At 64.7% G+C, this 18,595-nt stretch carries 24 protein-coding genes and 1 other RNA gene; 12 read left to right on the top strand and 13 right to left on the bottom strand.

Annotated elements, in window-relative coordinates; translation table 11 throughout:
* Positions 1–2: 2 nt before the first annotated feature.
* The 4 genes from QNA11_RS16680 to QNA11_RS16665 form a co-directional block, all read right to left on the bottom strand.
* Entirely contained in the window at positions 3–1,286 is a 1,284-nt protein-coding gene (locus QNA11_RS16680) for a pilus assembly protein TadG-related protein (protein ID WP_283483870.1), read from the bottom strand.
* Positions 1,287–1,538: 252 nt separating this feature from the next.
* A complete protein-coding gene (locus QNA11_RS16675) occupies positions 1,539–2,273 on the bottom strand; it encodes a hypothetical protein (protein ID WP_283483869.1) in 735 nt (244 codons plus the stop codon).
* A gap of 118 nt (positions 2,274–2,391) precedes the next feature.
* Positions 2,392–3,213 carry a bestrophin-like domain gene (locus QNA11_RS16670; RefSeq protein WP_283483868.1) on the bottom strand — a complete coding sequence of 274 codons (822 nt, stop codon included), beginning with the start codon at positions 3,211–3,213 and terminating at the stop codon, positions 2,392–2,394.
* Between the two features lie 58 nt (positions 3,214–3,271).
* Entirely contained in the window at positions 3,272–3,460 is a 189-nt protein-coding gene (locus QNA11_RS16665) for a DUF2905 domain-containing protein (RefSeq protein ID WP_283483867.1), read from the bottom strand.
* A 518-nt stretch (positions 3,461–3,978) separates the two neighbouring features.
* Between QNA11_RS16665 and QNA11_RS16660 the strand changes: the two genes are divergently transcribed.
* Positions 3,979–4,665: an alpha/beta hydrolase gene (locus tag QNA11_RS16660; RefSeq protein WP_281929193.1), complete on the top strand. Its 687-nt coding sequence runs from the start codon at positions 3,979–3,981 to the stop codon at positions 4,663–4,665.
* A 170-nt stretch (positions 4,666–4,835) separates the two neighbouring features.
* Here the strand turns inward: QNA11_RS16660 and QNA11_RS16655 are convergent, their stop codons facing one another.
* Positions 4,836–5,582, bottom strand: coding sequence for a class I SAM-dependent methyltransferase (locus tag QNA11_RS16655; protein ID WP_283483866.1), 747 nt, complete (start codon positions 5,580–5,582; stop codon positions 4,836–4,838).
* Positions 5,583–5,737: 155 nt separating this feature from the next.
* On the opposite strand from QNA11_RS16655, the gene gloB reads away from it, so the two are divergent.
* The 3 genes from gloB to QNA11_RS16640 all read left to right on the top strand — a co-directional run bounded on the left by gloB (position 5,738) and on the right by QNA11_RS16640 (position 7,848).
* Positions 5,738–6,514, top strand: a complete 777-nt coding sequence (gloB, locus tag QNA11_RS16650; protein ID WP_283483865.1) for a hydroxyacylglutathione hydrolase — start codon at positions 5,738–5,740, stop codon at positions 6,512–6,514.
* Entirely contained in the window at positions 6,511–6,948 is a 438-nt protein-coding gene (locus QNA11_RS16645; protein ID WP_283483864.1) for a cupin domain-containing protein, read from the top strand. Before gloB ends, QNA11_RS16645 begins: the two co-directional genes overlap by 4 nt.
* An 84-nt stretch (positions 6,949–7,032) precedes the next feature.
* Positions 7,033–7,848, top strand: coding sequence for a DUF5765 domain-containing protein (locus QNA11_RS16640; protein ID WP_502867541.1), 816 nt, complete (start codon positions 7,033–7,035; stop codon positions 7,846–7,848).
* A 114-nt stretch (positions 7,849–7,962) separates the two neighbouring features.
* On the opposite strand, the gene QNA11_RS16635 is transcribed toward QNA11_RS16640, so the two are convergent.
* The 3 genes from QNA11_RS16635 to QNA11_RS16625 are packed head-to-tail and all read right to left on the bottom strand — an operon-like array spanning position 7,963 to position 10,521.
* Entirely contained in the window at positions 7,963–8,961 is a 999-nt protein-coding gene (locus tag QNA11_RS16635; protein ID WP_283483862.1) for a 5-oxoprolinase subunit C family protein, read from the bottom strand.
* Complete coding sequence (locus tag QNA11_RS16630) at positions 8,958–9,743, bottom strand: 5-oxoprolinase subunit B family protein (protein WP_283483861.1); 786 nt, start codon at positions 9,741–9,743, stop codon at positions 8,958–8,960. Before QNA11_RS16630 ends, QNA11_RS16635 begins: the two co-directional genes overlap by 4 nt.
* Position 9,744: 1 nt before the next feature.
* Positions 9,745–10,521 carry a LamB/YcsF family protein gene (locus tag QNA11_RS16625; protein WP_283483860.1) on the bottom strand — a complete coding sequence of 259 codons (777 nt, stop codon included), beginning with the start codon at positions 10,519–10,521 and terminating at the stop codon, positions 9,745–9,747.
* Between the two features lie 112 nt (positions 10,522–10,633).
* On the opposite strand from QNA11_RS16625, the gene QNA11_RS16620 reads away from it, so the two are divergent.
* Positions 10,634–11,041, top strand: a complete 408-nt coding sequence (locus tag QNA11_RS16620) for an SRPBCC family protein (protein WP_283483859.1) — start codon at positions 10,634–10,636, stop codon at positions 11,039–11,041.
* Between the two features lie 16 nt (positions 11,042–11,057).
* Here the strand turns inward: QNA11_RS16620 and leuB are convergent, their stop codons facing one another.
* Positions 11,058–12,167: a 3-isopropylmalate dehydrogenase gene (gene leuB, locus QNA11_RS16615; RefSeq protein WP_281929206.1), complete on the bottom strand. Its 1,110-nt coding sequence runs from the start codon at positions 12,165–12,167 to the stop codon at positions 11,058–11,060.
* 292 nt (positions 12,168–12,459) lie between these two features.
* Here leuB and QNA11_RS16610 point away from each other — a divergent pair, with 292 nt between their 5' ends.
* From QNA11_RS16610 to QNA11_RS16580, 7 genes are all read left to right on the top strand, one after another.
* Complete coding sequence (locus QNA11_RS16610; protein ID WP_283483858.1) at positions 12,460–12,927, top strand: hypothetical protein; 468 nt, start codon at positions 12,460–12,462, stop codon at positions 12,925–12,927.
* Positions 12,928–13,048: 121 nt separating this feature from the next.
* Positions 13,049–13,297 carry a type II toxin-antitoxin system Phd/YefM family antitoxin gene (locus tag QNA11_RS16605; RefSeq protein WP_283483857.1) on the top strand — a complete coding sequence of 83 codons (249 nt, stop codon included), beginning with the start codon at positions 13,049–13,051 and terminating at the stop codon, positions 13,295–13,297.
* Positions 13,264–13,677, top strand: coding sequence for a PIN domain-containing protein (locus QNA11_RS16600; RefSeq protein ID WP_283483856.1), 414 nt, complete (start codon positions 13,264–13,266; stop codon positions 13,675–13,677). The genes QNA11_RS16605 and QNA11_RS16600 overlap by 34 nt, the downstream gene beginning before the upstream one ends.
* Positions 13,678–13,791: 114 nt before the next feature.
* A complete protein-coding gene (gene secG, locus QNA11_RS16595; RefSeq protein ID WP_283483855.1) occupies positions 13,792–14,466 on the top strand; it encodes a preprotein translocase subunit SecG in 675 nt (224 codons plus the stop codon).
* A gap of 109 nt (positions 14,467–14,575) precedes the next feature.
* Entirely contained in the window at positions 14,576–16,204 is a 1,629-nt protein-coding gene (pyrG, locus tag QNA11_RS16590) for a CTP synthase (protein ID WP_202071361.1), read from the top strand.
* A gap of 216 nt (positions 16,205–16,420) precedes the next feature.
* Positions 16,421–16,678, top strand: a complete 258-nt coding sequence (locus QNA11_RS16585) for an AbrB/MazE/SpoVT family DNA-binding domain-containing protein (protein ID WP_349362205.1) — start codon at positions 16,421–16,423, stop codon at positions 16,676–16,678.
* Between the two features lies 1 nt (position 16,679).
* Positions 16,680–17,012, top strand: a complete 333-nt coding sequence (locus QNA11_RS16580; protein WP_283483853.1) for a type II toxin-antitoxin system PemK/MazF family toxin — start codon at positions 16,680–16,682, stop codon at positions 17,010–17,012.
* 18 nt (positions 17,013–17,030) lie between these two features.
* On the opposite strand, the gene QNA11_RS16575 is transcribed toward QNA11_RS16580, so the two are convergent.
* The 4 genes from QNA11_RS16575 to ssrA form a co-directional block, all read right to left on the bottom strand.
* Positions 17,031–17,336: a ribbon-helix-helix domain-containing protein gene (locus QNA11_RS16575; RefSeq protein ID WP_502867540.1), complete on the bottom strand. Its 306-nt coding sequence runs from the start codon at positions 17,334–17,336 to the stop codon at positions 17,031–17,033.
* Positions 17,333–17,515: a DUF4169 family protein gene (locus QNA11_RS16570; protein ID WP_283483851.1), complete on the bottom strand. Its 183-nt coding sequence runs from the start codon at positions 17,513–17,515 to the stop codon at positions 17,333–17,335. Before QNA11_RS16570 ends, QNA11_RS16575 begins: the two co-directional genes overlap by 4 nt.
* Positions 17,515–18,081 carry an SspB family protein gene (locus QNA11_RS16565; protein WP_283483850.1) on the bottom strand — a complete coding sequence of 189 codons (567 nt, stop codon included), beginning with the start codon at positions 18,079–18,081 and terminating at the stop codon, positions 17,515–17,517. The genes QNA11_RS16570 and QNA11_RS16565 overlap by 1 nt, the downstream gene beginning before the upstream one ends.
* Positions 18,082–18,169: 88 nt before the next feature.
* Positions 18,170–18,523: a transfer-messenger RNA gene (gene ssrA / locus QNA11_RS16560) on the bottom strand.
* Positions 18,524–18,595 lie beyond the last annotated feature (72 nt).

Below are 18,595 nucleotides of genomic sequence, written 5' to 3'. Positions count from 1 at the left end.
CTTCACTCCACGAGCGACGCGAGATTGGACATTTGCTTCGTCCCATAGGCGCCGCAGTTGATGGCGAGGTTCGAGACGCCGACGAAATTGATGGTGTCGGCGATGAGCTGGGTGCAATTATTCGCGCCGCCCGTGCCGCCGGAAAAGGAGAGCGCGCCTTTCGGCAGATAGACGGCGCCGCCAAAGACCTGGTCGCCATTGCCGGCGAATTTGAAGCTCGTCGATGTCGGCATTCCGCGATCGCCGAAAATGACGACGCCCGCCAGCGGACCCGTCGTCGGCGCGGTGAGATTGATGGTCGCCCCGCCCGTCGATGTCGCGGTGGCGTAGTTTTTTCCCGTGCTGGACGTGAAAACCAGCGTGACGCCCGCGCCCTGAATGGTCGATTGGCCGGCCGCCTGAAAGCTTCCCTGATCGAGATAATAAACGCCCGGAGACAGCGTGACATTCGCGCCGGCTTTGAACGTCATGCCGCCGCAGTAGACGCCCGGGGTCATGGTTTGCGTGCTGCTCGTCGTGAAATTATTGTAGTCGCAGCCTGAGAACGGCGGATAGGCCGCATTGGCGTAAGGGTCCGCGGCAGCGGATGCGCCGGACTTCATGCCCAGCGTGGTCGTGATATTCGAAGCTCCGGATATCCCGCCGACGACAGCGGCGTACATCGCCGAGAGGGTGGCGGAGCCGCCGACGTTGAGCGCCGCGCCGCTGCTGGAATTGCCGTAGAGGCTGCAGTTGTTCAGAGCGACGCTGTTCGTCCCTTGAAGATTGATCGCGCTGCTCGCGCTCGCGTTCAAGGATAGGACGCAACCGGGATGGCCGCTCACCGCGACGGCGCGCGCTGCAACGGCGAGAGGCTGCGAACTGAAAAACTGCGAAAAGAAACGCGGCTGGGGCCCTTGCAGGACGATCTCTAAAGCGCCCGCGGTCGCCCGATTGGGGCCGGAGAGCGGCGGCGTGTTGAGGGCGAGCGTGACCCCGTTCGTTCCCGGCGCAACGCCATAGGAGGACGCAATGGCCGCGGCTTGCGTCGTGAGATTGCTCTCGCCGAGAGCGGCCGCCGCCGCAGCGCTGAGCGCGGCGGAGTCGGCGGCGCTCTGCAAGAGCTGATGCTTGTAATACCAGAGCCCAACTTCCGCCCCGAGACTGACGCTGCCGATGATGACAGGCATCGAGAGAGCGGCGAGGACGACATAAGACCCGGCAGTGTCCGCGGCGAATGCGCCGAACGCCAAAGCAATGTCATTGCGGAGATATTGTTGCAAAGCCGAAGCATATCTTCCAGGCATATTGCCACGCTCATCCAAAACTCGCGGAAACTGCATAGTTTATGCAAGTATTTACTCGAATAAGCTGCGGTAATTTTCTTAACTCCCTGTTACAAAATTTCCAGCGACCTATAATTTTTGAGATACATCAAACGCTAAGCCAGCGCTTTTCTTTGTATGCTGAAAGAGCGCCTCATTGGACGCCTTTGGAGGCGGACCACACGCTTTCGCTCGCCGGCGTTTCACACGGCAAAGGGAGATAAGGGACGTCCTTTATTTCCCGCCGGCGGTGGCCTCGTGATAGTTTTCGATGTTCGTTTGGAAATCGGCGATGCATTTGGGCGGAATTTTATCGGCGATGGCCGGCCGTTTGTCGAAGCAGCGCCCGAGCATTTCCGGCCCGGGCTCGAATCCCTTGCAGAGTCCGGCATAGATCGCATTGCAGTCGCGCGACCGCTTGTCCTCGGCCGCAGCGCCCGCGCCAAGCGCGCCGTCGATTAGCCCGCGCGCTTCCTCATTTGTCGCCGCGGAGCCAATGAAGGCAGGCTCCCCGCGCAGATCGAACACGAAGAGCGCCGAGGCGGAGGCGCCGGGCTTCTCCGCACGCTGATAGGAGACGCGCACGATCAGCCCCGCCGCCTTGCCGTCGGCGTCGAGCCGCCACTCCGCTTTCTTGGCGCCCGAGACATTGGGAAACTCCCCGAGCTTGAAATTCGAGACCAGCGTCTTTTCTAGGGAGAAAAGCTTTCCGTCGCGCCCCAAAACCAGAAAGCTGCGCGGATCGTCCTCGATCACATAGACGGAATAATTGTCGATCCCCTTGCAACGGAAAATGCCCGTCCCGGCCCCTTTCTCGAGCGCGCGCCCGGGCAGCTTCAGGCGTTCGAGCGTCTCGCAATCCTGGAGAGAGGTGTATTGCGATTTGAGTTCGTCGGCGGAGACCGCGCCAGAGATGAGAAGGCCGGCAAAAAACACAAGCCCGCGCGCGAAAGTCCTATCGAGTGTCAAGACCGCTCTCCCCTTGAATAAAAGCTCGAGCTTACGTTACGGGAAATACGCAGAAGCTTGAAGCGCATCCGCCGCCTCTCAGCGGTCCGCCTCTCTAAAAAAGGCCGAGAATCGACTTTCAGAGTTCTCGCCGCTGGCCCGCCGCGGCGGGGGGATTCTCATGCGCCAGCGCGTCGCGCATTTCGACGATGGGCGCGGGGTCGACAGTGACGCCGCCCCGGAACGGATTATCGAGCGCGGCAATCAGAAAGACGACGGCGCCGAGAAAAAGCGCGGTGGTCGCCCCCAGCAAAACATGCACATGCGCCTCCATATCGAAGAGGCACATGAGCAGAATGAAGAGAAAGGCGCCGATATAAACGACGGCCCACATCGCGCCCGGAATGCCGTTGCCTTCGCTCGACAGCAAGAGGCGGCGCTGCTCGATGAGCAGATTGACCTGGCGGAAAACCTCGCCGTAAACGAGCTCCTCGCTCTTGGTCGCGGGCTGGAATGCGAGGAGTCTGCCGAGCATGCGGCGCAAGATCGGCGACGCGCCGGTCGGCGTCGGCGTCGTCACATCCTTGGGCCAGTGGGTCTCGAGCGCCTCCACGGCGTAATCGCGCAAATCCTCCTGCAGCGCCCCGCTCACAGGCGCCGGCAAGCCATCGAGATTGTGGCGCAGCGTCGCGAAAGTGAGCGCCTTCTTCGAAACGGCGTCCTTGACGCTCGAGAAGTCCTGATAGGCCTCGACGGCGAGCAGGCCGAGCAGAATGCCGTAGAGCGCCGCGAAGCTCTGCAGCGAAAAGCCGATCATGTCATTGGCGTTGCGTCGGCCGTGAATCCATCGCCGCGAATAGGGCCGACACAGGAAGATACAGGCCACGGTGAGCGCCGCGAAGCCGACGCAGTAAATGAGGGCCAGCTCCATCGTCGAAAAACCTTTTAACAAATCATGCATCGCCTACTCCCCGCGCCATCATTTTGGCGATGGAAGCAAGGCTTTGTCAAAACCCGCTCTATCGGTTGAGGAGCCAAAAGATCACGCTCAGCAGCAGCGACGTGGCGAGCGGAATATAGACGCGCAGATTGCCGCGCTCGAAGACGATGTCGCCGGGCAGGCGCCCGAGGCCCAGACGTTCCGCCGCGAGCCAGAACAGGCCGAGCGCAATAAGCACGATCCCCACTAAAATCAACAATCTAGGCATTGATCGCCTCTCCGCCGCGCATCCCCCGCACGAGGCGACATATTGTCGCGAAAGGCCAAATCGCGAGCCCCCTCGCTTGCAAAAAAGCGGGCGCGCCGATACCTCGCTGTCGGGTTTCGAGCAGCGACGGATCACGCCACAGCGCGACAAAATCGCTCAGTCGAATGAAGGCGCCATGGCGCGTCTTTCGCAAGGGCCTGTCGAGACGCGGACGCCCTGAACCCGAATAACAAAACGTCTCTTCTTCACTCTCAGCGAAGGCGCGGGCGCCGTACGCGCTCGATCGAAAAGGTAAAAGTAACATGATGAGGCCGGACCATCTCTTTATCGCTATGACAATGGTGAAGCACGGCACGCTCGCCGGCGCGTGCATCTTCGCGTTCAAGATTCTGCGCTTCGCTTTGGCCCACTGACGCTCGCGCTCCCGCGTCGGCGCCGATTTCTTGGGCGTCGCCGCCTCTTGACCTCGGCGCGCGAACCCGTGACAGCTAATCTGTCAAAAAGGGGGAGCGCGACATATGGCAGCAGCGATCGACGGTCCGAGAGTTGGGGCGAAGTCGGGCAAGGCCCGCCAGCTTGTCGTCTTCCTGCATGGCTTTGGAGCGGATGGCGCGGATCTCATCGAGATCGGGCGCCAATGGCGCTCCTTCCTGCCCGACGCGGATTTCATCGCCCCCCATGCGCCCGAGCGCTGCGCCATGTCGCCCATGGGGCGGCAATGGTTCCCGCTCACCATGCGCGACCCGGACGAGCGCTGGCGCGGGGTGATTTCCGCGCGCCCGACCCTCGACGCCTTCCTCGACGCGGAGCTGGAAAAGCGCGGCTTCGACGAGCGCTCGCTGGCGCTGGTCGGCTTCAGCCAGGGCACGATGATGGCGCTGCATACGGGGCTGCGCCGGCCCAAGGCGCCGCGCGCCATTCTCGGCTATTCCGGCATTCTGGTGCTCGGCCCCAACCAGCCGGGGGCCGAACGGCCGCCGCAGAACCCGCCGCCTTCCGTGCTGCTCGTGCATGGCGAAGAGGATGACCTCATCCCCGTGGACGCCATGATGCTATCGGCCAATTCGCTCGCCGACATGAGCGTGCCGGCGCAATGGCATATGTCCGCCGGCCTGGGCCACGGCATCGACAACGCCGGGCTGATCCATGGGGCGCTGTTCCTGGCGCAGGCTTTTGGGGTGAAGGTGGAATACGGGCGGCGGTAGGCGGGGCGCGCCCTCATCCGACCCCGCTTCGCGGGGCCACCTTCTCCCGTAAACGGGAGAAGGAATCGCGTCCCAACATTTGTGATCCAAAACCGAGAGGTTCTTCCCTTCTCCCGCACGCGGGAGAAGGTGGCCCCTGCGTTAGCAGGGGTCGGATGAGGGCCTACGCCTCACGCCGGCTCCGCCCCATCCGGCTCCAGCGCCGGTTCCAGCACCGGCTCCGCGAATCGCGGAATCCGCCGCACGGCGCGGCGGACGATCGGGCGGTAGAGCTGCTTCGTCGCCTCCACCACATGCACGCCGCCGCCGGGCAGCGAGAAGCGCCCGGCGATGCGCTCGAAGGCCGGAGCCGAACGCAGCAGCGTGACCCGTTGGAAAGGCGGCACATAGAGCGCCTCGCCCCAGAAAACCGGCAGGAATTGCGCCTCCTGCAGCAAGGTCTGTAGCTGGCCGCGAGAATAGGGATGGCCGTGGCCGAAGGGCGTGGTGTCGAGGCGCGCCCAGAGGCCGGTGCGGCTCGGCGCGACGATCACCACCCGCCCGCCGGGCGCCAGAATGCGCCAGACCTCGTCGAGCAAATCCTGCGGATGCTCCTCGACCTCCAGCGCATGCACCAGCAGGATACGATCCATGCTGGCGTCGGGCAGCGGCGTCATGGAAGCCTCGACCAGCGCCGTCGCCGAGCGGCCGTCGAGCGGCCAATGCATCACGCCCTGGGTCGCCGGCATGAAGGCCAGCACGCGCTGGGCTTTCTCGCGGAAATTGTCGAGATAGGGCGGCGCATAGCCCATGCCGAGCACGCGCAGGCCGACATGGTCGTCCCAGCGCGTGCGCAGCAGACGCCCGACGACGCGGCGGGCGACCTCGCCCAAAGCGGTTTCGTAAAAGGCCCGCAGCTCGACCACGTCCAGCGCCATGGCCGGATCATCCCCTTATTCGCGCGAAGGCGCAAGGGAGCCGCCGGTCGCATTTTTGCTTGCAAGCGTTATGATGGCCGCGACCAGCGCTATCCAACATAGCGGAGCGACTTCCTGCCGGCTGTTTCGGCAAGGTTCGCTCGCGGGGGAAAACGATGTCTATAGAGGTCGACCAATTCATTTGCCTCACCGACAATTTCGGCCTGCTGGTCCATGACCGCGAGACCGGCGCGACCGCCAGCATCGACGCGCCAGAGGGCGAGGCCATTGCTGCTGAGGCCGAGCGGCGCGGCTGGCCGCTCACCCATCTTCTGATCACCCATCACCATCTCGACCATATCGAGGGCTGGGACGTGCTGAAAAAGCGTTTTCCCGGCATGAAGATCGTCGGCTCCGCCAAGGACGCGCATCGCCTGCCGCCGCTCGACCAGGCCGTCTCGGACGGCGACGAGCTGCGCCTCGGCGCCTCCCGCGCGCAGATCATCGCCACGCCCGGCCATACCTCGGGGCATGTCTGCTATTATTTCCCGGACGACGCGGCGGTTTTCGTCGGCGACACGCTGTTTTCCTTGGGCTGCGGGCGGGTTTTCGACGGCACGATGGCGCAAATGCGCCACTCCCTCGAAAGGATCGCCAATCTGCCGCGCGAGACCCGCGTTTATTGTGGCCACGAATACACCCAGGCGAACGGCCGCTTCGCCGTCACGGTCGACCCGGAAAATCCTGCCTTGCGGGACCGGATCCAGGACGTCGCGCGACTGCGCGCGGCGGGCGAGTTCACCCTGCCCTCGACGGTGGCTCTCGAAAACGCGACCAATCCCTTCCTGCGCGCCGAAGACCCGAAGGTGAAGGAGGCGATGGGCATGGCCGGCGCCGACCCCTTCGCCGTCTTCGCCACGATGCGCGAACGCAAGAATAGCTTCGCCGGATGAGCAAGCTCGATCGCCTCTCGGCGCAAGAGGTCGCGCGGCTGCTCGATCTCGCCCCGCATCCGGAAGGCGGCTTCTACCGCGAGACCTTCCGCGATCCGCGCCTCATCGACGGCCGGTCGGCGTCGACCGCGATTTACTATCTGCTGCCGGCCGGGCAAATCTCGGCCTGGCACAGGGTCGACGCCGCTGAAATCTGGCATTGGCACGCCGGCGCGCCCTTGGCGCTCTCGCTGTTCGAAAACGGCGCCCGCACGGCCATACGGCTCGGCGCTGATCTCCTGGGCGGCGAGCGCCCGCAGGGGATTGTGCCGGCGGGGGTCTGGCAATCGGCCGAGAGCCTCGGCGCCTGGACGCTTGTCGGCTGCACGGTCGCGCCGGGCTTCGAATTCGCCCATTTCGAGATCGCCGAGCCGGGCCAGATCCCGCTCGCTTGAGGCGAGTCCGAGAGCGGGGCTTTTTGCAGGCCTCGGGATAGTGTATCGGGGCGCATAACAACATTTCACGAGGAAACCGCGCCCATGTGCTGGAGTGGGGAAGCTTCTACTGTCTTGGCGGCGACTGGCATCGCCGGCGCGGCCTATTCCGCGCTCAAAAAGAACCCCGAGCCGCTCGCGCTATGGGTATGCCTTCTCTACTTCGCGAGCATGGAGTCGCTGCAGGCGGTCGCCTATTCGGTGCTCAACCAATGCGACTCGCCACTAAATCAGGTGATGACCCTGTTCGGTTATCTGCACATCACCTTCCAGCCCTTCTTCATCAACGCCGTGGCGCTGTATTTCATGCCGAAGGACAGCGCCCGGATCATCGCGCCCTGGGCCTATTTCGGCTGTTTCGTCGCGGCGATCCTCATGCTGATCCAGCTTTATCCCTTCGCCTGGGCGGGCCATTGCGCCGTCGGCCGTCCGCTTTGCGGCGATGTGCTCTGCACGGTGAAGGGCGAATGGCACATCGCCTGGCTGCTGCCGACCAACGGCATCGGCAATTCCATGGCCGGCGACGCGTGGCTTGGTCGCGGCTTTATCGGCTATCCGATGATGGCCTTCTTCATTCCCTCGCTCTACGGAAGCTGGCGCTTCATCCTGTTCTCCTGGGTGGCGGGCCCGTTCCTGGCGGGGCTCACGACAAGCAACATCAATGAATGGCCGGCGGTCTGGTGCCTGTTCTCGATCGGCCTGGTGCTCGCCATCATCAAGACGCCGCTGCGCTACCATCTGCATGTCGGCGATCCCTGGTGGATGATGCTGTGGAAATGGCGCAAGGCGCGCAAGGCAGCGCAGGCGCCCGTCGTCGCGGCGGAGGAGAATGCCACGCTGGTCAAGGAGCCGGCGGAGTAACAGCCCGCTGAAGCCCACCGTCATTGCGAGGAGCGAAGCGACGAAGCAATCCAGAGCCACATCACGGCCCTGGATTGCTTCGCTTCGCTCGCAATGACGGCGCTGGGCCCCGTATCACTCCCTCCCACTCACGACCCCGCCAATCAAATTCACGGCAAGCAGCTTCTCTGTCGAGACCTCGGCGGCGAGGGGCGTCAAAACCGCCCCTGCCGCCGATTTGTTTTTCAGCGCCGCCCGCGCCGCGACGGCCTCCGCCCACCCCACCTTCCTGAACCGCAAGGTCTCCCCCGGCCGCAATTGCGCGATGCGCCCGATGTCGGCGCCGATCACCGTCGCGATCTTGGGATAGCCGCCGGTCGGCTGGCGGTCCGCCATCAGCACGAAAGGCGCGCCGGAGCCGGGGATCTGAATGGCGCCGATGGCGGCGCCGTCGGATACGATGTCGTGGCCGCGCGAATGGGTCAGTTTTGGCCCCTCCAGCGCATAGGCCATGCGGTCGCTGCGCGCGCCGACCCGCCATTTTGACGAGAGAAAAGCCTCGATCGCCTCGGGCGTGAAATAATCATCCTGCGGGCCGAGCATCACGCGGATCGGCGCGTCGTCGCGCGCGAGCCAGGGCGCGTCGATCGCTTGCGCGCCATTCGGCGCAGGCGCAACGTCGAGAAGCCTTAGGGCGTCCCCCGCTGCAAGCGGCTTGGGGCCGATCCCCGAGCGGGCATGGGTCGAAAGCGAACCGAGCGCCAAGGGCACATCGTAGCGCGCGCCGATCGCAACGTAGCACCAGGCGCCGGAGAGCCCGGCGCGTATCGCCAGACGCGCGCCGGGCGTCAGCGCAATGAGGCACGCGGGCGGGAGCTTGTCCTCGTCGAGCCGGATGTCGAAGGCGCCGCCAGCAATGGCGACCCCCAGCGACGCGCCTTCACTCTCCAAGGTGACGCCGCCGAGCGAGACTTCGATCGCCGCAGCGGCGCCGATAGCGCGGGTCGCCGTGAGGAAAGCGGCTTCGTCCATCGGACCCGCCGGCGTGACGCCATAGCGCGAATAGCCGAAACGGCCTGCGTCCTGCACGGTGACGCCCGGGCCGGCGGCGCGTATCAGCAAGCGCGCGCTCACGCCCTCTCCTCGCGCCGCGCCAGGATTTCGCCCTGCGCCGCGCGGGCGTCGAGCGCCGCGAAAGTCGCGGCGTCGATGGGTTCGAAACGTAGCGTCTCCCCCGGCGCGATGAGGAAAGGCGGGTCGCGGGTGAGCGAAAACAGCCGCTCCGGCGTGCGGCCGATGACATACCAGCCGGTGGGCATCGGGTTGGTCGCAATAAGAGACAATCCGCCCCCGATCAGCACAGCGCCCTCGGGAGTCGGACCGCGCGGCGCCAAACGGCGCGGGATGGCGAGCGTCTCTGGCAGGCCGCCGAGATAGCACCAGCCCGGCGCGAAGCCATACATAAAGGCGCGGTAGTCCGCCGCCGCGTGTGCTTCGGCGAGCGACGACGGGGAGAGGCCGAGAATCGACCCCGCCTCTTCAATGTCTTCTGCAATCGCTGGATCGTAGCAACACGGGATGACCCATGCCCCGCCGTCATTGCGAGGAGCGTCAGCGACGAAGCGATCCAGCGCTCTCGAGGCGGCTCTGGATTGCTTCGCTTCGCTCGCAATGACGGGAAGGCGCTGCTCGATCCAGCCGATGAGCGCCTGTCGCGAAATCTCCAACGGCTCGTAATGCACGAGTAGCGAACGGTAAGTGGGCGTGGTTTCCCGCACGCCCGGCATGCGTTCACGGAGAAAAGCGTCGTCGAGCGCGAGAACCAGTGCATTGAGCTCGGCGTCGACGGCGTCGCCGAACTCCACTGTCAGCGCCGCTTCGCCCTGGTCGAGAAAGCGCGGAGGGTCGTAGCGCATCTCAGCCCTCGACGAAGGACCGCAGCCGGAACCCCTCTTGCGTCAGCGCCCCGCGCAGGCGTCGCGCCATCTCCACCGCATGGGGCGTATCGCCATGCACGCAGACCGAGTCGATCTTCGTCGGCAGGCGCTTTCCAGTGATCGTCACGAGAGCGCCCGCGCTCAGCATCTCACGCAGGCGCGCAATCGCCGCGTCGCAATCTGAGATCACGGCGCCGGGCTCGGCGCGCGGTTGCAGCCTCGCGTCGTCCAAATAGGCGCGGTCGGCGAATATCTCATGGGCGATCTGCAAGCCCGCCCGCTCGCCCGCCCGCGTCTGTTCGGAAAGCGCAATGGCCAGAAGAGTCAGCGAAGGATCGACCGCGCGCGTCGCCCGCGCCAGAGCGTCGGCGACGCCGGCATCCTTCTCCGCAATATTCGCCAGCGCGCCATGCGCCTTCACATAAGCGATGCGATGGCCCGCATAAGTCGCGAGCGCCTGCGCGGCGCCAATCTGATAGGCGACCGCATGTTCGATCTCCTCCGGCGTCATCGCCATTGGCCGTCGGCCGAAGCCTGCGAGATCGGGAAAGCCCACATGGGCGCCGATCGCGACGCCCTTCTCCCGGGCGAGCGCAAAGGTTCTGGCCATGATGTCGGGGTCGCCCGCGTGAAAGCCGCAAGCGACATTGGCGCTGGTCACAATATCGAGCATGGCGGCGTCGTCGCCCATGCGCCAAGGGCCGAAACCTTCGCCGAGATCGGCGTTGAGATCGATTTGCTGGGGCATCGTCGGCATCGCGACGATCTTAGCGCGCCGGCCCGCAACAGGACAGCGCCGCGCATGATGGAGTCGCCGCTGCGCCGAGGAGCGCTAGTTTGACCTCCATGCGCGCGCCAGGGAGGCGATCATGCTGGGCGTCGGGCTCGTTCTGCTTTATTTCGCGCTGGCCCTGCTGGCCGCCGCGATCATCCTGCAATCCGACCGCTATATGGTGCGGCGCTCGATCGCGATCGACGCGGGGACGCATAAGCTGTTCAACCTTGTGAGCGATCCCGCGCGCTGGTCTGCGCTCGGCGCGGCCGCGGTGATCGAAAGCCGCCCCGACGCGCTTGTTGTCCTGCGGCTCGACTTAGGGAGGACGGAAAGCGTCGCGACGGTAGGACTGCATCCAGAGGGCGGGCAAACCTTTGTCGATTGCATGATCGCCGGCCGGAACACATTCGCCGATAAAATTCGAAACCTATTGGCCAGTCGCGAGAAAACCCTCGGCCCCCAAATAGAACAAGCGCTCGCCGATATCGCGGCGAGCGCCTGATTATCACGCGAGGCTCTTACGCCAGGATCGTCTTCAGCTCGGCCACGATGGCGTCGCCCATCTGGGCGGTCGAGATGGAGGTCGGCGCGTCGCCCTTGATGTCGATGGTGCGCAGGCCCTTGGCCAGCACGCCGGCGATGGCGTTGTCGATCGCGTCCGCCGCCTTGGCGTTGTCGAAGGAATAGCGCAGCGCCATGCCGAGCGAGCCGATCATCGCGATCGGATTGGCGATGCCCTTGCCGGCGATGTCCGGCGCCGAGCCGTGGCAGGGCTCATACATGGCGTGACGCTTGCCGCTGGCGTCGGCGGCGCCGAGCGAAGCCGAGGGCAGCATGCCGAGCGAGCCGGTGAGCATGGAGGCGACGTCCGACAGCATGTCGCCGAAGAGGTTGTCGGTGCAGATCACGTCGAACTGCTTGGGCCAGCGCACGAGCTGCATGCCGAGCGCGTCGGCGAGCATGTGCTCGAGCTTCACATCCGGATATTCGCGCTTGTGCAGCGCGGTGATGACCTCGCGCCACAAATGGCCCGACTTCATCACATTCGCCTTTTCGGACGAGGTGACCTTGTTGTTGCGCTTGCGCGCGAGCTCGAAGGCGACGCGGCCGATGCGCTCGATCTCGTGGGTCGTGTAGACCTGCGTGTCGACGGCGCGCTTCTCGCCGTTCTCGAGGGTGACGACCTCCTTCGGCTCGCCGAAATAGACGCCGCCGGTGAGCTCGCGCACGATCATGATGTCGAGGCCGTCGACCAGCTCGCGTTTGAGCGACGAGGCGTCGGCCAGCGCCGGATAGCAGATCGCCGGGCGCAGATTGGCGAAGAGGGCGAGGTCCTTGCGCAGGCGCAAGAGGCCCGCCTCGGGGCGCACGTCATAAGGCACGCCGTCCCATTTCGGCCCGCCGACGGCGGCCAGCAGCACGGCGTCGGCGGCCTGGGCCAGGGCCATGTCGCCTTCGCTGATCGCGACGCCATGAGCGTCATAGGCGGAGCCGCCCACGAGGCCGCGCTCTACCTCGAATTTCGCCACGCCCGCCTGCCCCAGGAAGTCGATCACCTTCTCGGCCTCGGCGGAGATTTCGGGGCCGATCCCGTCGCCGGGCAGGAGCAGGAGCTTATAGGCGGACATGAAACCCTCTTCTTTGCGTTCGAGAAGCCTGCGCCGCTCAATAGAGCGGCGGGGCGAGCGGCGCAACATGGCGACGCGCGGGGCCTTCCGTGCGACAATTCGCGCGGCCGCGCCGCTCTTGCCGGAAAGGGCGAAGCCGTGCAGCTTGAAAAATGTCAAAAGCGTTGCGGTTCGAAGTCGACGCCATTTCCAATGCGCGATTTTTGCTGGGCGATTCCGCCCGAGCCGAAAGCGCGCTAAACGAGCGTCGATCGTTCGCAACGCCGAGGGCGGAACGAGGGAGACGCTACTCATGAAGCTTATGAAGATTGTCGCGCTGGCGGCGTTCGCCGCCTTTGCCGGGGCGCTGCCCGCCAAGGCTTTCTGCCTGTTCAACTGCGAGCCCAAGCCCGAGGACGCGCGCAAGGTTTTCGAAAATCTGATCAAGAAGAGGTTCGACCCGGACGCGACCATCGAGAAGTTCGACGTCACCCGTTATTGGCCGCTCGACGTCGAGGGCGCGGGTCACAAGGGCTATGAATTCTACTTCACCGCGAGTGTGCGCTTCCCCAAGGGCGCCAATCTGGAATGCAAGCCCGACAGCGCTGGCCAGGTGAAGGAAGGCTGCTCGGCGAGCACCTATTATTCGACCACCGTCCAGAACCAGATGATCAAGGAGAAACAGTATATCGACCCCGGCAAGGTCGTCGAGTTCAAGGACGAGACGCGCTTCGACCAGAGCGGCGGCAAGTGGAAAGGCCAGGACGGCAATCTCTATTGAGCCGAAGCCTCGGAGAAATCGAGAAGCGGGCCCGGGCGGCCCGCTTTTTTTGTTGGGCGATGCGATTGCAGAACCGGCGGCCCTCGGCTAACTTTAGCTAAGTTAGCTAAGGAGAGGTTCCTTGCTGGTCAATATCCATAAGGCGAAAACGCAGCTTTCGAAGTTGATCGAAGCCGCGCTCGCTGGCGAGGACGTGATCATCGCCAGGGGCGACAAGCCGGTCGTTCGGCTCGTCGCGATGGAGCAAGGCGCATTCAAGATCGGCGTGCTGAGGGACAAAAAGCTCGGGCCCGGGCCGGATTTTCTCGAGCCGCTCGATGAGGAAGAGCTCGGTCTTTGGGAGGGCGGCGGGCCGTCGCAAGCGTTCTGAGCGCTCTCCTGCTCGACACGCATGCGTGGGCATGGAGCCTGACGGACGATCCGCGACTCTCCGAAGCGGCGCGTCGGGCGATCGGATCGGCGGGCGTGGTCTATGTGAGCCCGATCACTTTCTATGAAATCGCCCAAAAGGTGCGGCTCGGCAAATGGCCCCAAATGGAGCCACATATCGAGTCCCTGCCTGATCTGCTCCTCGAACAGGGCGGTCGCGCGGCCCGGTTTGACCCCGTTGTCTGCACTTTAGCGGGCACGATGGACTGGGCGCATCGCGATCCCTTCGACCGGTTGATCGCGGCGACAGCAATCCTGGACAGGCTGACGCTCGTTTCCGCCGATCCGGCGTTCGACGGCGTCTTACCGCGCCTCTGGTAAAAAAGCCGGCGAAACAGGCCCCTTCCTTGCGCCTTCCGCATAGTGTAGAAGCCGCCTAGGGATTAGGCGTCGAGCCCGGCCAAGCCGCGGCTCCGCTCGGGAAGAAGGTCGAAAATGCAGCAGGTCATTATCGCGATCCACCTGATGGTGGTGACGGCGCTCGTTATCCTCGTTCTTTATCAAAAGTCCGAGGGCGGCGCGCTCGGCATGGGCGGCAGCGGCGTCTTCACCGGACGCGGCCAGGCCAATGCGCTCACCCGCGCGACCGGCATTCTCGCGACGATCTTCTTCCTCACCAGCATTGCGCTGACCGTGCTGCCGGCCTGGGAACGCCGCGCCGCGGGCGGCGATGACTGGACCAAGGCGATCGACCAGGGCGACATCAAGCTCAAGGAAGTGAAGCCCGGCGAGAAGGCGCCGGAGGCCGGGAAAGACTCGGTCTTCGAGCAGCTCCAGCGCGCCCAGCAGAAGCGCCAGCAGAGCACGCCGGTCGCTCCGGCCGAGGAAAAGCCGGCCCTCCGCCCGTCGCAGGAGCCGCCGAAGGCCGAGCCGGTGACGGAAGCCCCCAAGACTGAGGCTCCGAAGGCTGAGGCTCCGAAGAGCGAAGCGCCGGCCGCGGAAGCGCCCAAGGCCCCTGAGGCGACCAAGTCGGAAGCGCCGGCGGCCCCCGCCGAAGCCCCGAAAGCTGAGGCTCCCAAGCCCGAGACCGCCGCGCCGGAAGCGCCGAAGGCCGAGACGCCCGCCGACAAGCCGGCGGCTCCGACGCAGTGGAAGTCGCCCACCCAATAAGCGCGCGGCTCCTTCACACAGACGACACGCAACTCCGCTGGGGAAGACTGCTTCCCCGGCGCAATCAGCGCTATCAAAATCCAGCGAAAGGCGTTAGGCGTTAGGCCCCATGGCGCGCTACATCTTCATCACCGGCGGCGTGGTTTCCTCCCTCGGCAAGGGTCTCGCGTCGGCGGTTCTCGGCGCGCTCCTGCAGGCGCGCGGCTACACCGTCCGGCTCCGCAAGCTCGACCCCTATCTCAACATTGATCCGGGGACGATGTCCCCCTATCAGCACGGCGAGGTCTTCGTCACCGACGACGGCGCCGAGACGGATCTCGACCTTGGGCATTATGAACGCTTCACCGGCCGTCCGGCCACGAAGCAGGATAATGTCACGACTGGCCGCATCTATCAGGACATCATCAACAAGGAGCGGCGCGGCGATTATCTCGGCGCGACGATCCAGGTCATTCCGCATGTCACCAACGCCATCAAGGAGTTCGTCCTCGACGGCAATGACAATGTCGATTTCGCGCTGATCGAGATCGGCGGCACGGTGGGCGACATCGAGGGACTGCCCTTCTTCGAAGCGATCCGTCAGCTCAAGAACGACCTGCCGCCGCATCACTGCATCTATGTGCATCTGACGCTGCTGCCCTTCATCCCGAGCGCCGGGGAGCTGAAGACCAAGCCGACGCAGCATTCGGTGAAGGAACTGCGCTCGATCGGCATTCAGCCGGACATTCTGCTCTGCCGCACCGACCGCGAGATTCCGCGTGAGGAGCGCCGCAAGCTCGGCCTGTTCTGCAATGTGCGCGAGCAGGCGGTGATCGAGGCGCGCGACGCGGCCAATATCTACGACGTGCCGCGCGCCTATCATGCCGCGGGCCTCGACGCGCAGGTGCTGGCGGCCTTCGGCATCGAGCCGGCGCCCAAGCCCGACATGAGCCGCTGGAGCGCAGTGACGCAGCGGATCATGAATCCCGAGGGCGAGGTCACCATCGCCGTCGTCGGCAAATATACCGAGATGAAGGACGCTTATAAGAGCCTCATCGAGGCCCTTGCTCATGGCGGCCTGGCAAATCGCGTGAAGGTCAATCTCGACTGGATCGAATCGGAAGTCTTCGAGGAAGGCGATCCGGCCGCCTATCTCGAACATGTGCACGGCATTCTCGTGCCGGGCGGCTTCGGCCAGCGCGGCGCCGAGGGCAAGATTCTCGCGGCGCGCTTCGCCCGCGAGCGCAAGGTGCCCTATTTCGGCATCTGCTTCGGCATGCAGATGGCGGTGATCGAGGCGGCGCGGGCGCTTGCCGGCATAGAGAAGGCCAACTCCACCGAATTCGGCCCCTGCGAGGAGCCGGTCGTCGGCCTGATGACCGAATGGCTCAAGGGCAATGAGCTGGAAAAACGCGCGGCGGGCGGCGATCTTGGCGGCACCATGCGGCTCGGCGCTTTTCCGGCGCTGCTCAAGCCCGGCTCGCGCATCGCGGAGATCTACGGCAAGACCCAAATCTCCGAGCGCCATCGCCACCGCTATGAGGTGAACTTCGGATATCGCGAGCGGCTGGAGTCCTGCGGGCTCCTGTTCGCGGGCTCTTCGCCCGACGGGCTTCTGCCCGAGACGGTCGAAATCCCCGACCATCCCTGGTTCATCGGCGTGCAATACCACCCCGAGCTGAAGTCGCGGCCCTTCGAGCCGCATCCGCTGTTCGCGAGCTTTATTGCGGCGGCGAAGGCGCAGAGCCGGTTGGTGTGATTCCGAGGATAGCTGGCTCCCCAACGAGCCTCCCAGCGTTTCCTTCGTCATGGCCGGGCTTGTCCTGGCCCATCCACGCCAAGACCCAGCGGCTTTCGATCAACGTGGTCATCGCGGCGCCGCGTGGATGCCCGGCACAAGGCCGGGCATGACGGAACTGGATTTGCGAACTCCAAGCTTCATAAGTTATACTGACATATAACTTGAGGCTATCCCATGCCCACAACCACTCTTCGGAAAGTCGGCGGGTCAGTCATGTTGGCTCTGCCGCCTGCCATTCTCGACCTCCTTAACCTGAAGGCCGGGGCGACGGTTGGCGTCTCCGTTGAAGACGGCAAGCTCGTTATCGCGCCAGCGTCAAAGCCGCGCTACACGCTCGGCGACCTTCTCGCCCAATGCGACGCCCGGGGCGAATCTTCCGAGGAAGATCGCGCCTGGCTCGGCGACGAGCCACAAGGCTCGGAGCTGCTCTGACATGGAGCGCGGCGACATCTACCTCGTCTCGCTCGATCCGACCTCAGGGCACGAGCAGCGGGGCGCGCGGCCAGTGCTCATCGTCTCGGCGACGGCCTTCAACAAACTAACGAAAACGCCCATCGTCCTGCCGATCACGAGCGGCGGCGCTTTCGCGCGCACGGCCGGCTTTGCGGTGTCTCTCTCGGGCGCGGGCACGGAAACGACCGGCGTCATCCGTTGCGACCAGCCGCGCGCCCTCGACCTCGGCGCACGCCGCGGCCGCAAGCTCGAAAGCGCGCCGCCGGAGATCGTCGACGAAGCGCTCGCCAGGCTCGCCGCCATTTTGGAATAGTACCCGCCAGAGCGCATCTCAATCGCCGGACGACCGGCTCTCCATCGCCCGCTCCAGCACGAACACACGCAGCGCGGACGACAGATTCGCCTCGCCGCGCTCGGCGTCCACGCGGGCAACCAGCCCGGCAAGCGAGACGCCGTCCTTTGCCGCGATGCCTTTCAACGCGCGCCAGAAGGCGTCTTCCAGCGACACGCTGGTGCGGTGGCCGGCGATGACGATGGAATGTTTGACTACCCGGACGCCCGACTTGCGGCCTTCAGGCTGCGGATCTTCACCGAAGCCATCCGCTTGCGCGCCTGAAGGCGCGCTGCGCGTGCTCATGGGATTTCTTCGCGCTTATGCGCGTCGAGCTTTGCGGCCTCCAGCCGCTTTTGCGCGTCGGTCAGATCACGCTCTGTTTTCGTGCGGCCGAAAGAAATGCGATTCTCCTGGGCCTGCGCCTCTTTCTCACGCTTCGCGCGGTCCTTGCGGGCGCGGCGGAGATTGACGACCTCGGCCATCAGGTCTTTTTGCGGAATGCGTCGATGGAGACGACCTTGGCGTCGCCTTCGCCTTCCGCGGCTTCGGCGGCCGCAGGCTTGGGACTATCCGCCTTCTCCAGCTTTTGGGGCTCTGGCTTTGCCTCGGCCTTCTCCTCGGCCGGGCGCGCGGCGACGAGACTCGGGCGCGCGGGCGGAACCTCTTCCTCTTCTTCCTCCTCCTCCAGATCGGCGGCCTCGAAGCGCAGGCCGAACTCCACCGACGGATCATAGAAGCCGGTGATCGAGGCGTAGGGGACGTAGAGACGCTCGGGGATCGAGCGGAAGGACAGGGTGACGCCGAAGCCCTCGTCGTCGACCTCGAGATTCGTATATTGATGCTGCAGGATGATCGTCAGCTCCTGCGGCCATTGCTCGGCCAGACGGCGGGAGATTTTCACGCCGGGCGCGTCTGTCTTGAAGCTTATGGTGAAGTGATGATCGCCGGGTAGATAGCCGCTCGCCGCCACATCTCCCAAAACCTTGCGCACCACGCTGCGCATCGCATCCTGAACGAGTAGATCGTAACGAATAAGATCAGTGGCCATGCGCTCTTCCCCGGCGCATGGTCCCGTCCCAAAAGGGGCGCCACGATCACGCGCCTGCGCCTAGCCTCCCGGCCAGCGCGAAAAATGAAGTGGAGGCTTCTGTTGCCAGGCGCCTCCGAGCCCCGCCTAGAAGTGCTAACCCCTAGGGCTTTGATCCCAGTTTGGGCGCCGCATTACGCGGCGACGGCCACCGGAGCATAGTTGTCGTTGGCAACTATAAGGTTTGACCCGATAACGGCGGTATCATGCCGAGCGAAAAAGCACCCTTTACGCCCCCGTCGATCCTATTTCGCCCCCGCCGCAGCCCGCCGTGACGCGCTGTGGTGGAGGCGCCGGGTACCGCCCCCGGGTCCGGATGGTTTATTTCGATGTTCGTTTATCGCCATAGCCGGCGCGAACCGGCAGAACGAATATAGGGGTTTGGACGCGTTTGTGAAAGGGGAGCGACGAACTCCGTCGGATTATCCTCTTCTAATGGAAGCCGAGCCGGGGCGAGAGCGCTTGCGGCATGCGC

The sequence above is a fragment of the Methylocystis sp. JR02 genome (genome assembly GCF_030063565.1).
Lineage (GTDB): Bacteria > Pseudomonadota > Alphaproteobacteria > Rhizobiales > Beijerinckiaceae > Methylocystis > Methylocystis iwaonis.
Note: the sequence above shows the minus strand (reverse complement) of the source record. Positions and strands in the feature narration are given on the sequence as shown.

What these genes read in the sequence shown, in the direction of transcription:
- QNA11_RS16680 (WP_283483870.1), bottom strand. Translation starts at nt 1,286, where the DNA reads ATGCCTGGAAGATATGCTTCGGCTTTGCAACAATATCTCCGCAATGAC.
- QNA11_RS16670 (WP_283483868.1), bottom strand. Translation starts at nt 3,213, where the DNA reads ATGCATGATTTGTTAAAAGGTTTTTCGACGATGGAGCTGGCCCTCATT.
- QNA11_RS16665 (WP_283483867.1), bottom strand. Translation starts at nt 3,460, where the DNA reads ATGCCTAGATTGTTGATTTTAGTGGGGATCGTGCTTATTGCGCTCGGC.
- QNA11_RS16660 (WP_281929193.1), top strand. Translation starts at nt 3,979, where the DNA reads ATGGCAGCAGCGATCGACGGTCCGAGAGTTGGGGCGAAGTCGGGCAAG.
- QNA11_RS16655 (WP_283483866.1), bottom strand. Translation starts at nt 5,582, where the DNA reads ATGGCGCTGGACGTGGTCGAGCTGCGGGCCTTTTACGAAACCGCTTTG.
- gloB (WP_283483865.1), top strand. Translation starts at nt 5,738, where the DNA reads ATGTCTATAGAGGTCGACCAATTCATTTGCCTCACCGACAATTTCGGC.
- QNA11_RS16645 (WP_283483864.1), top strand. Translation starts at nt 6,511, where the DNA reads ATGAGCAAGCTCGATCGCCTCTCGGCGCAAGAGGTCGCGCGGCTGCTC.
- QNA11_RS16640 (WP_502867541.1), top strand. Translation starts at nt 7,033, where the DNA reads ATGTGCTGGAGTGGGGAAGCTTCTACTGTCTTGGCGGCGACTGGCATC.
- QNA11_RS16630 (WP_283483861.1), bottom strand. Translation starts at nt 9,743, where the DNA reads ATGCGCTACGACCCTCCGCGCTTTCTCGACCAGGGCGAAGCGGCGCTG.
- QNA11_RS16625 (WP_283483860.1), bottom strand. Translation starts at nt 10,521, where the DNA reads ATGCCGACGATGCCCCAGCAAATCGATCTCAACGCCGATCTCGGCGAA.
- QNA11_RS16620 (WP_283483859.1), top strand. Translation starts at nt 10,634, where the DNA reads ATGCTGGGCGTCGGGCTCGTTCTGCTTTATTTCGCGCTGGCCCTGCTG.
- leuB (WP_281929206.1), bottom strand. Translation starts at nt 12,167, where the DNA reads ATGTCCGCCTATAAGCTCCTGCTCCTGCCCGGCGACGGGATCGGCCCC.
- QNA11_RS16610 (WP_283483858.1), top strand. Translation starts at nt 12,460, where the DNA reads ATGAAGCTTATGAAGATTGTCGCGCTGGCGGCGTTCGCCGCCTTTGCC.
- secG (WP_283483855.1), top strand. Translation starts at nt 13,792, where the DNA reads ATGCAGCAGGTCATTATCGCGATCCACCTGATGGTGGTGACGGCGCTC.
- pyrG (WP_202071361.1), top strand. Translation starts at nt 14,576, where the DNA reads ATGGCGCGCTACATCTTCATCACCGGCGGCGTGGTTTCCTCCCTCGGC.
- QNA11_RS16585 (WP_349362205.1), top strand. Translation starts at nt 16,421, where the DNA reads ATGCCCACAACCACTCTTCGGAAAGTCGGCGGGTCAGTCATGTTGGCT.
- QNA11_RS16580 (WP_283483853.1), top strand. Translation starts at nt 16,680, where the DNA reads ATGGAGCGCGGCGACATCTACCTCGTCTCGCTCGATCCGACCTCAGGG.
- QNA11_RS16575 (WP_502867540.1), bottom strand. Translation starts at nt 17,336, where the DNA reads ATGAGCACGCGCAGCGCGCCTTCAGGCGCGCAAGCGGATGGCTTCGGT.
- QNA11_RS16570 (WP_283483851.1), bottom strand. Translation starts at nt 17,515, where the DNA reads ATGGCCGAGGTCGTCAATCTCCGCCGCGCCCGCAAGGACCGCGCGAAG.
- QNA11_RS16565 (WP_283483850.1), bottom strand. Translation starts at nt 18,081, where the DNA reads ATGGCCACTGATCTTATTCGTTACGATCTACTCGTTCAGGATGCGATG.